Below are 10,913 nucleotides of genomic sequence, written 5' to 3' on the forward strand. Positions count from 1 at the left end.
GCATCCGCGCGTCACCACGGAGCAGAATATCGCGAATATGAGCCGCCAGCTGCATCGCATGGGGCTGAGCTTCGACAACCGCCGCAGCTTCGCGACCATCGACCCTGATTACATGCGCTGGACGCAGTGGATTTTCTCCCGCATCTACGATGCTTGGTACGACCCTGATTTCGTCCGCCGCGACGGCGGCAAGGGTTCCGCCCGCCCAATCAGCGAACTGGTCGAGAAGTTCAAGTCCGGTGCCAAGCCAATCCCCGGCTTCGAAGACAAGGCGTGGAGTGATCTCAACGCCCGCCAGCAGGCCGACGTGCTCAACGATTTCCGTCTCGCCTACATCTCCAAGTCCCCGGTCAACTGGTGCCCGGGCCTTGGCACGGTTCTGGCGAACGAGGAAGTCACTGCGGAAGGTCGCTCCGAACGCGGCAACTATCCGGTTTTCCAGCGCGAGCTGCGCCAGTGGTCGATGCGCATCACCGCGTATGGCCACCGACTGATCCAAGATCTCGACACCATCGACTGGCCTGAGAAGGTCAAGCTCATGCAGCGCAACTGGATCGGCGAATCCCACGGTGCTGCCGTGCATTTCCCGGTCGCCTCGGAAGACGGCGAACAGGATATGGAAGTCTATACGACACGTCCCGATACCCTGTTCGGCACCACCTTCGCGGTGGTCTCCCCGGAACACGAACTGCTTGAGCATGTTCCCGCCGCTTGGCCGCAGGATGTGCCCGAAGCATGGAAGGGCGGGTACGCGACTCCGAAGGAGGCTGTGCACGCGTACCGGCTTGCTGCTGAGGCGAAAACCGCCAAGGACCGTGTCGACGAGGGCGGCGAGAAGACCGGCCTGTTCACCGGCCTGTACGCGACCAACCCGATCACCGGCAAGCAGCTGCCAATCTTCACCGCCGACTACGTGCTCATGGATTACGGCACTGGCGCGATTATGGCGGTGCCTGGCGGCGACCAGCGCGATTACGATTTCGCCGCCAAGTTCGGTCTGCCGGTCATCTACACCGTCAAGCCGCTGCCCGGCTCAAACGACGACCTCGCCAACTATGAGGGTAAGGCCCCGTTCGTCTCCCATGATGGCATCGTCGTCAACTCTTCGACCGACTCCACTTATGCGAAGGGCGACAGCCTGTCGCTCGACGGTCTGCGTGTTGACGAGGCAATCGACAAGGTCATCGGTTGGCTGGAAGCCGCCGGCGTCGGCAAGGGCACGGTCAGCTACCGTCTGCGCGACTGGCTGTTCAGCCGCCAGCGCTACTGGGGCGAGCCGTTCCCGATCGTCTACGACGAGGACGAGGTGCCGCATCTGCTGCCCGACAGCATGCTGCCGATCAACCTGCCTGACGTGCCGGACTACAGCCCGAAGACCTTCGACCCTGAGGACGCTGAATCCAACCCGGAGGCGCCGCTCAGCCGCAACGACGACTGGGTGAACATCACCCTCGACCTGGGCGACGGTCCCAAGCAGTACCATCGCGACACGAATACCATGCCGAATTGGGCGGGGTCCTGCTGGTACTACATGCGCTACATCGACCCCAAAGACGCCGAGCACATGGTGGAGACCGACGAGTTCAACTACTGGATGGGCCCGCACCACAACAAGACCGCAGGCGAATCCGGCGGTGTCGACCTGTACATCGGCGGCGTGGAGCATGCGGTGCTGCACCTGCTGTATTCGCGCTTCTGGCACAAGGTCCTGTACGATCTGGGATATGTCAGCTCGCCGGAACCGTTCCACAAGCTGTTCAACCAAGGCATGATTCAGGCTTACGCCTACACGGACGATCGCGGACAGTACGTGCCCGCCGACGAGGTCGAGGAAGGCCCGGCCGGCCCGGACGGCGAGCCGACCTTCACTTGGCACGGCCAGCATGCGAACCGCGAGTTCGGCAAGATGGGCAAGAGCCTGAAGAACATCGTCACCCCGGACTACATGTATGAGAACTACGGTGCTGACACCTTCCGCCTGTATGAGATGAGCATGGGCCCGCTGGACGAGTCCCGCCCGTGGAACACGCGCAACGTGATCGGCGGCATGCGTTTCCTGCAGCGCCTGTGGCGTAATGTGGTCGACGAGAACACCGGCGAAGTCAAGGTCTCCGACGATCCGATGGACGAGAAGACCCTGAAACTCCTGAACAACACGATTGCCGATGTGACCGTGGAAATGGAGAACATGCGCCCGAACACGGCAATTGCCAAGCTCATCGTGCTCAACAACCATCTGACTGGTTTGAAGGCCGTCCCGCGCGCCGCCGTGGAGCCGCTGATTCTCATGCTCTCGCCGATCGCCCCACATATCTGCGAGGAACTGTGGAACCGTCTGGGGCACGCCGAGTCGCTCGCCCATGAGCCGTGGCCGAAGGCTGATGAACGCTACGTCGGCCAGGATACGGTCACCGCGGTCGTGCAGATCAAGGGCAAGATTCGTGCCAAGCTGGAGGTCAGCCCCGATATCGCGCCCGAAGAGCTCGAAAAGCGCGCGCTCGAAGCGGTCGCCGACCGTCTCGGTGGCAAGGAACCGCGCAAGGTGATCGTCAAGGCCCCGAAGATCGTGTCGATCGTCCCGGCGGAGTGATTCGCCGGTCAAAGGCGTTCCCGCAGCAGGGAATCATCCTTTGACCACATTTGCCTTGACGGCGTGCAAAGCACCCATGTCCCCGGCATGCTGGAGACATGGGTGTTGTATTTTCCGAATATGATGACGCGTCCCCGGGCAGTCTGCTTTCGCCGCCTCCGCCGCCTCGTAGAGCAGGGGCGGCCGAGTCCGCCGGCGGGACCGAAACGGTCACTGCCTCAGTGGCCGTATCTGAGACAGGTCTGGCGGCTGCCAGCGAGCCAGCCGGACCGACAGCCGGCACGGGGTATACCAGTCTCGCCGCGCTCGCCGGCGTGAGAAGCACTGACGCAGCCGCGGCATGCCAAGCCACGCCGGGGGAGCGTCGTCCGCGACTGGCATGCACCCCCGGTCAGGCCGCTATCATCATGCTCATACTCATTGGCGCGTTATGCGCCAGTTTGGGTCTCCTTATTCGGCAATCCGTCAATCTTGCACGGCTTGACGGGCATGATGCTGCAGGCCATGCACCCGCTGCCCCAGCCACGGGATCGGCTTTCGCGTCCCCGAACGACGCGACACCAGATGCCGGCACGGTGGCCGGCGGGCAGCCGCAAGCAGGGGAAGACGGGCAGAGCGGGCAATCCGGCGCCGTTCAACAGTCCAAAGCGCCTGAGTCGACACCGGCCGCAACGGATGACGGGCGTATCGACATCAACACTGCGGATGCTGCACAGCTGCAAACCTTGAATGGCGTCGGTCCGGTCACCGCGCAACGTATCATCGACTACAGGAATGAGCATGGCCGGTTCTCCAGCGTCGACGATCTGCTCAACGTCAGCGGCATCGGGGCGAAAACCCTCGAAAAACTGCGAGCCCAGGCGGTCGTCCGATGAGCCGGACGTCAACCGGAGTCCGCCTCGACGGCCGCCGCGATCTGAGGCTGCTGCCCGTCGCCATTGCCATGTGGGCAGGGGAGCTCGCCGCCTCGGCAGTCTGCAACCGTGCCAACCCCGCCTCCGGTGCCTCCCCGGACGCCCCGGCATGGTCGGCGTCCATGATGCCCGCTCTTCCTGTAGCTTTCCCCGTCGGGCTCGCATTGCTCGCGGCGATGATGTATGCCCGCCGCAGTCTTGCCCGCATCATCCGCGCCGCATGGCGGGGCATGGTTCCCGCAGGCGCAGGCATCGTGCTGCTGGTCATGGTCCTTACGGCGAGCGGCGCGGGAATACTAGTCTCCAGCGCCCACCAGCGGACGCAACAACGTGATCCTGCCATGCGCATCGCCCAACAGACGTCAGCGTCGCGACTGTCCACGCTCGAAATGCGCATCGACACGCCGATGACCGCATCATCGAGACGCGGAGCCGATTGTCAGGCGGATGTCACCATCCTCGGCGTGCATGAAGCCGCACGTGTGACACCCTCGCATGCGAGCGCACGGTTGTTCGCCAACGGCGACACCTGTGCCAGCCTCGACCACGGCATGCAGATTCGCACACAGGCAAGCGTGAGCCCCGCCGCATTCGGCAGCCGACCGTTGTGGGTGGGTAACCTCACGCACACCGGGATTACGCGCGTGCCGCAACCTGCCCGCTCTCTTGCCAATCGGATGCGCCACAGCTTCGCCGCCGTGACCGCGAGACTGTCTGATCAGGGCCGGATTCTCGTGCCGGGATTGACCTGCGGTTTGCTTGGCCAGGATTACATCGGCCCGGGCTCCTTGGAACAGCCGGACACCACGTATGCGGCACGGGTCGAACAAGAATTCCGCACGAGCGGCATCATGCACCTGATGGCCGTGTCCGGCGGACATTTCATCCTCGTTGCCCAACTGGCCCAATGGCTGGGCGCCGCCATCCGTCTGCCGCGCCCTATTGCCGCAATCGGCGTTATCGCAACCTATCAGGGGCTCGCCATCCTTGTGTACCCGTCGGATTCTGTGCTGCGCGCCCAAATCATGGGGACGTTCAGCGCTATCGGCATGCTGCTCGGCCGTCCGCCGCAGACCGCTAGCGCGCTCGCATGGACCACGATTATGGTGTTGGCGCTCGCTCCGGGAAAATCCGCAAGCTACGGGTATGCGCTCTCCAGTGCGGCGGTGCTCGGCATCACCCTGTGCACCCCGCCGTTGCAACGGCGATTGGATCGTCGATTGCCGCACACGGCAAGTCAAGCGGTCGCAACGACCCTGTCCGCGCAGATATTCACCTTGCCCATACAAATCCTTATGGAACCGCAGATTCCGCTGCTATCCGTCCTCGCCAACCTCATGGTGGCGCCGTTTGTCAGCTGGGCCACCGTCACCGGGCTGATCGCGTTGATGCTCGCGCCTTTCGTGCCGGCTGTGGCGTTCGCGGCCGCATGGCTGGCCAGTTGCGGCACCGCCATCATGGCGTTGACCGCCCATGTGTGCGCGGCCCCGGCTTGGACGGCGTTGGCATGGCCGTCCGGCATCCAGGGGGCGCTGCTGGCGCTCGCCGTGCAAGCCGTCATCGCGTTGCTGCCCGGCATCTTCCGCTCGGGGGCGAATGCCATCGGTGACCGCGCAATCCGCTATGGCCGCGTGCGAACTGGCCGGGAGCAACCCAGGCGGGAACCATACCGCACTTTTGCGACCGCCGGACACGCGCAACGGCCGCACCCGACAATTGCGTGCAACAGCCGTGCCGGTTGCACTCCGGTGGGACGCCCATGGCGGGCATGTGGAAAGATCCGGACGTGGCTTGCCGAAACACGCGCCATGATCGACGACCGATGGCACCGGCGCAATCGATAACTTGTCGCATCCTGATACCTCACACACCCGAAGATGTCCACCGATACAGCGAGATTGGAACCATGGCAGCCACGAAACACACCTTCCCGCCGTTTTGCATCGTCTGCGGCGGGGATTCCTACCTCAACGAGGAAACCGTACGCGGTTTGCGCCGGCAGGCCTCAGCCGCGCGGCCCGACGCCGAAACCGTGGAGCTTGACGCCTCTACGGCAGACCGTTACGCTTTCGACGAAGCCGTCAGTCCTTCGCTGCTGTCGCCCGTATCCATCGTGACCGTCACCAATATGCAGAACGCCGACGAACAGCTTGGCGACAGCATGGTCGCCTACTGTAAGCAGGCAGTCGCCGACCCCGGGCAGGCAAGCATCGTCATCGCCCAGCATGAAGGCGGGCCCAAAGGCAAACGATTGCTCGAGGAGCTCACTCGCGCCGGAGCGCGTGTCGACAAACCCGCCGACCTGAAAAACCCGAAGGCGAAAGTCCAGTTCGTCACCTCGCAATTCGAACAACGGCACCGGCGGATTGAGCCTGCGGCCGCGCAGCAACTTGTCGCGGTCCTTGGAGAGCGTACTGGCGAACTCGCCGCCATGTGCGAACAATTGTGCTTCGATTTCGACGATGACCCCATCGGGCTTGATCGTGTGAACCAGTACCTGACCGCCAACCCGCAGGTCACCGGCTTCACCGTCGCCGACACTGCCATGGCGGGCAACACCACGCAAGCCATCATCGCCATGCGATCGGCTGTCCAGCAGGGCACCGACCCGATTGCGCTCATCGGCGCGCTCGCCCTGAAACTGCGCACCATCGCCAAGGCGTCAGCCGTGCGAGCGGGCACCATTTCCGTGGCTGAGGCGAAAACCAACCCGTGGGTCATGCGCAACACCATGCGCCAGCTGACCGGATGGACCTCCGCAGGGCTGTCCGCATGCATTCAACAGCTCGCGTGGGCTGATGAACAATGCAAAACCAACGGCGGCGACCCCGTATACGCGCTCGAACAAGCCATCCAACTCATCGCCCGCAAAGGCAGGCCAGCGGCCTGAACATGAGCCGGACGCACCGAACAACCAGACATCGAGAACACGCCATGACACATACGATCAATGCAAACACAAGTGATACCGGCACGACGCTGAGCGTTGAAGTTCCCACCGCCGACGCGATGCGCGCGCTCGGCATCCGCATCGGCAGCATGCTGCAAGGCGGTGACGTCCTGCTCCTGTCCGGGCCGCTGGGAGCCGGGAAAACCACGCTCGCCCAAGGCATCGGCGCCGGACTGCACGCCGACGAACCCGTCGTGTCGCCCACGTTCACCATCGCGCGCGAACTGCACGGCCGATTCGCCGACGGTACGCCGGCAACCCTCATCCATGTCGACGCCTACCGGCTGGGTGGAAACGCGTACGCGCCGGGACAAGATAGTGTGGACCGGCTGCTTGACGAGCTCGAATCCATTGGCCTTGACGAAGAGCTCGACAACCCGAGCGACAACACCGTCATCCTCATGGAATGGGGCGAGCAAATGGCTGCCGCGCTCGCCGACGAACGGCTCGACATCCACATCGGCAGGCCCTTGCCAGCCGCCCCGCACACTGACAGGGGAGCAGAAAGCGCCACGCCGGAACTGACCAGCGACGGCATCAGAACCGTCGAACTCATTCCCGTCGGTAAACCATGGCAGCGACGGATTGACGCCATAGCCGACCTTCGGTAAGCGCCGCTCACGTCTTTGCCCGGGCACTGCAAACTTCAACGCCCGAGCATCACCCGCGCGACAAGAGTAAAGTAACTGAGGATCCGCAAACACGCAGGAGGCACCATGACGCATACGCTGGTCATCGACACATCATATGGTTCGACGGTGGGGCTCGTCGGGCACGAGCCCATCATCGAAACCGACTCACGAACCCATGTCGAACGCCTCCAAGTCAATATCAGCCGCGCCTGCGAGCAGGCGAAAATCCAGCCGCAGGACATCAGCCGCATCATCGTAGGCACCGGTCCGGGACCGTTCACCGGACTTCGGGCGGGAATTGTCACCGCCAAAGCGCTCGCTTTCGCGACCGGCGCCCAACTGATCGGGCAGGACATTCTCGACGCGCAGGCGCTACTCGGCCTCCTGCGCAAGGAAGACGGCAGCCTCGCTCCCATCACCGGCGAACAGGCGCAAGACAGCGAACCCGATCCGGACGGGCCGCATCGGCTCATCCTCGCCGTCAACGATGCCAGGCGTCGCCAATTGTACTTCCAGCTCGTCGACGCGCAAGCCTACCTCAACGCGTTGCGTACCTCGCAACCCGTGGAAGAACGCGGCCGTATCGCCACGTTGATCGGCATGGATATCGACTATCCGGACAATATCGTGCAACGTGTGAACGCCGTCGTTCATCAGATGCGGGAGACTGACGGGCTCGGCAGGCAGATTGACGTCATCGTCGATGTCATCGGACATGGCGCCCAACGCTACAGCCAAGCCTGGAACCAGCTCGAACATCCGGGCGTTGTCCTTGACGCATCCCTGCCGGAACAAGGCGAACCTGGGTTGCGGGCATTCGCTGAACTGGCCATGACCCAGCTCAACGCGGGAACGACCCCGGCAAGCGCAGAACCCTTGTATTTGCGCCGGCCTGATGTATCCATCCCAAATCCGCTCAAACACGTGCTCAACCACGGCGCCGCAACCGCGGCCGACAGCCGTTGACCACGCAGCTGAACCGGGACACAGACATACGGACCGACAGCCATGATCGTCGACTACACCACACTCGAACGCGAGCCGCTGATTGCCACGCTCGCTGTGCTCGAACGCGACCTGTTCGGGCGCGGATCGTGGACAAGCACCATGATTCGCCAAGAACTCGACGCACCCGCGCGCACGTATCTGATTGACATCGATTCTGATTCCGATGCCGACCCTTCGACGGCGGCACAGACCGGCACCCTGCCGATCCGCGGATACGCCGGCTACTGGTACGACGGTGACGACGCTGAAATCATGACCATCGGTGTCGCCCGCCCATACCAAGGCCAGGGCATCGCCACACGGCTGCTGGGCGAGCTTATCGACCGCGCCAGAATGCAGGGCGCCCGTCGCATCCTGCTCGAAGTGCGCGTCGACAACGAACCCGCGCTGGCACTGTATCGGCATCAAGGATTCACCACACTCGGCAGACGAAAACACTACTACCAGCCGGACAACGTCGATGCTTACACCATGGCGCTCGATCTGGCGCCGCATATCGCCGGATTCGCACTTCCCGGTGATGACGCGACGGACGGCATGCGACATGACCCGTGACAGACGCCTTGAGACACGTACGAACGGCATGAGAACGACAAGCGTGAACGGCACGCAGTGCAACGCATATGATCAGCATCCAAAGGAACCAACCATGAACCAGCCAACCATCCTCGGCATCGAATCCACCTGCGACGAAACCGCCGCGGCCATCGTCCGGGGTACCACCCTGCTATCCAACGTCGTCTCCTCATCCATGAACGAGCATGCGCGCTACGGCGGTGTCATCCCCGAAATCGCCTCACGCGCCCATGCCGAAGCCTTCGTCCCATGCGTCCGGCAGGCGCTCGCGGATGCCGGGCTTGAGCTTTCCGACGTCGATGCGATTGCAGTATCCGCAGGCCCCGGGCTGGCGGGCTGCCTCGCCGTCGGAGTTTCCGGAGCCAAAGCGCTTGCGTGGGCGGCGCACAAACCGATTTACGGCATCAATCATGTCATCGGACATATCGCGGTCACACAGCTGCAATTCGGCGCGTTTCCGCCGGACACGCTCGCGCTGATCGTTTCCGGCGGACATACGTCACTGCTGCATGTCGAGGATGTCGCGCGGCATATTGATGTCGTCGGCACCACGCTCGATGATGCGGCGGGGGAGTGCTTCGACAAGGTCGCGCGATTGCTGGGATTCCCATACCCAGGCGGACCGCATATCGACCGTCACGCGCAGCAAGGCAATCCGCACGCTATCCGGGTGCCCCAAGGGTTGACGCAAGGCAAGGCCGGGCGGGAGCATCCGTACGATTTTAGCTTCTCCGGTGTCAAAACCGCTGTCGCTCGGTGGATTGAGGAGCAGCAGGCCGAAGGGCATGACATCCCAGTGGATGACGTGTGCGCGTCGTTGGCGGATTCCGTGGCGAGCGTATTGGCTCGAAAGGCAATGCACGGATGCGAACAATACGGTTCGAAGACGTTGATTGTCGGCGGCGGTTTTTCAGCGAACTCCCAGCTGCGAGCCAAGCTGCTTGAGGAAGGGGAGCGTTGCGGGGTGGAGGTTCGTATCCCGCAGATCAAGCTGTGCACGGACAACGGGGCTATGGTCGCGATGCTTGGTGTGAATCTGGTCGAGGCTGGAGTCAAGCCGTCCGACCCGGATTTCCCAATCGACTCGGCCATGCCGTTGACGACAATCAGCGTGTGAGTGGATTCTGGCAACTCTCGCAACTGTGGGAGCTTTTGCCCGGAGAAATTGGCTTGGGGGACTGACTCGTTCGGCTTGTTCGGCTTGTGTGGCTTGTTCTGCTTGTGCGGCGGGGCTCTGTGTGAGCTAATCCCCGCATGGAATGTGCATTGACCGGGCGAGAGGTTGATTCCTGTCGGATTATCCGCTGTTGTGTGAGTGAATCCTCACATGGTGGTGAGTGGATTGGCCAATTGGGCGATTGCGGCAGTCAGATGGGCTGTTGTCTGAGTGGGTCCTCAACAAGGACAGGCATTGGATTCGTCCAGTTGGTTTGCAGCGAAAACCCGCCTGCGGTGCGATTGAATTCACACCGCAGGCGGGTTTATTTCATGGTGTCAAATCGTTGCAATCGATGCACCGGATGCGGTTTTCGTTGAAACCACAGGCGACACGCCGAAAAGACACTTGATTTGCGTATCTGCTTGCCGCGTGTAATATATATCAATTGTGCGCGGGAGTTAATCCCACGGACAAAGCGAAAGCAGATATTCCTGCGTAGCTCAGTTGGCAGAGCATCCGACTGTTAATCGGACGGTCGCTGGTTCAAGCCCAGCCGCAGGAGCTCCATCAGCCCCCGGGTCACCGGGGGCTGTTTCTGTTTCACACCCATGTGCCTTGCGTGACTGTTCCATCAGCGGTTAAATGACGGGTTAAGGGTTAAATGACAACATGTGTGTGTTATTCCGGCGTGTCGAGATGGCCTTGTCGGCGCATCCCGGCTACTTGTCCGTCCATTCGGCTCGCTCTGCGACCATGAGGGAAAGTTGCATGAGACCATCATCAAGGTGTATCAACAGTTTTCAAAGAGTGGGAGAGTTGAAATCAGTGCCTTGCTCGAAGGCAAGTGAATTCATATAGAGTGCATCTTGTATGAGGACCTGCGCCGTTAGGCAAGGGTTGCCATGTTGGAAGCCAATCTGCCATTATCAGGTTTGGCGAATCAAGATAACGAGACGATGACCGCATTCTATGGTAAGGGTGGAAAGACAATATCTGTTCATTTCCGAGAGAACCGAGGGTGATCATTTCAGGCCTTTCGCTGTTTGGTGTGGGTGGGTCTGTCAGGTGGTGACGGTGCTGAGGT

The 10,913-nt window shown here is 62.0% G+C and carries 8 protein-coding genes and 1 tRNA gene; all 9 read left to right on the top strand.

Annotated features, from left to right (window positions below; translation table 11 throughout):
• Window positions 1-2,590: leucine--tRNA ligase (gene leuS / locus ACI38B_RS03955; protein WP_439729612.1), on the top strand; the 2,590-nt coding region annotated here is incomplete at its 5' end.
• A 221-nt stretch (window positions 2,591-2,811) separates the two neighbouring features.
• Window positions 2,812-3,465, top strand: coding sequence for a ComEA family DNA-binding protein (locus ACI38B_RS03960; RefSeq protein ID WP_439729613.1), 654 nt, complete (start codon window positions 2,812-2,814; stop codon window positions 3,463-3,465).
• Entirely contained in the window at window positions 3,462-5,348 is a 1,887-nt protein-coding gene (locus tag ACI38B_RS03965; RefSeq protein ID WP_439729614.1) for a ComEC/Rec2 family competence protein, read from the top strand. The genes ACI38B_RS03960 and ACI38B_RS03965 overlap by 4 nt, the downstream gene beginning before the upstream one ends.
• Window positions 5,349-5,410: 62 nt before the next feature.
• Window positions 5,411-6,394 carry a DNA polymerase III subunit delta gene (gene holA / locus ACI38B_RS03970; protein ID WP_439729615.1) on the top strand — a complete coding sequence of 328 codons (984 nt, stop codon included), beginning with the start codon at window positions 5,411-5,413 and terminating at the stop codon, window positions 6,392-6,394.
• Window positions 6,395-6,438: 44 nt separating this feature from the next.
• Window positions 6,439-7,065, top strand: a complete 627-nt coding sequence (tsaE, locus tag ACI38B_RS03975; protein ID WP_439729616.1) for a tRNA (adenosine(37)-N6)-threonylcarbamoyltransferase complex ATPase subunit type 1 TsaE — start codon at window positions 6,439-6,441, stop codon at window positions 7,063-7,065.
• A gap of 105 nt (window positions 7,066-7,170) precedes the next feature.
• On the top strand, window positions 7,171-8,052 hold the full coding sequence (tsaB, locus tag ACI38B_RS03980) for a tRNA (adenosine(37)-N6)-threonylcarbamoyltransferase complex dimerization subunit type 1 TsaB (protein ID WP_439729617.1): 882 nt from the start codon (window positions 7,171-7,173) through the stop codon (window positions 8,050-8,052).
• 42 nt (window positions 8,053-8,094) lie between these two features.
• A complete protein-coding gene (gene rimI, locus ACI38B_RS03985; protein ID WP_439729618.1) occupies window positions 8,095-8,649 on the top strand; it encodes a ribosomal protein S18-alanine N-acetyltransferase in 555 nt (184 codons plus the stop codon).
• Between the two features lie 94 nt (window positions 8,650-8,743).
• A complete protein-coding gene (gene tsaD, locus ACI38B_RS03990; protein WP_439729619.1) occupies window positions 8,744-9,787 on the top strand; it encodes a tRNA (adenosine(37)-N6)-threonylcarbamoyltransferase complex transferase subunit TsaD in 1,044 nt (347 codons plus the stop codon).
• Window positions 9,788-10,318: 531 nt separating this feature from the next.
• Window positions 10,319-10,391: transfer RNA gene (locus tag ACI38B_RS03995), tRNA-Asn, on the top strand.
• Window positions 10,392-10,913: the final 522 nt, after the last annotated feature.

It is taken from the genome of Bifidobacterium sp., from assembly GCF_051876855.1.
GTDB lineage: Bacteria > Actinomycetota > Actinomycetes > Actinomycetales > Bifidobacteriaceae > Bifidobacterium.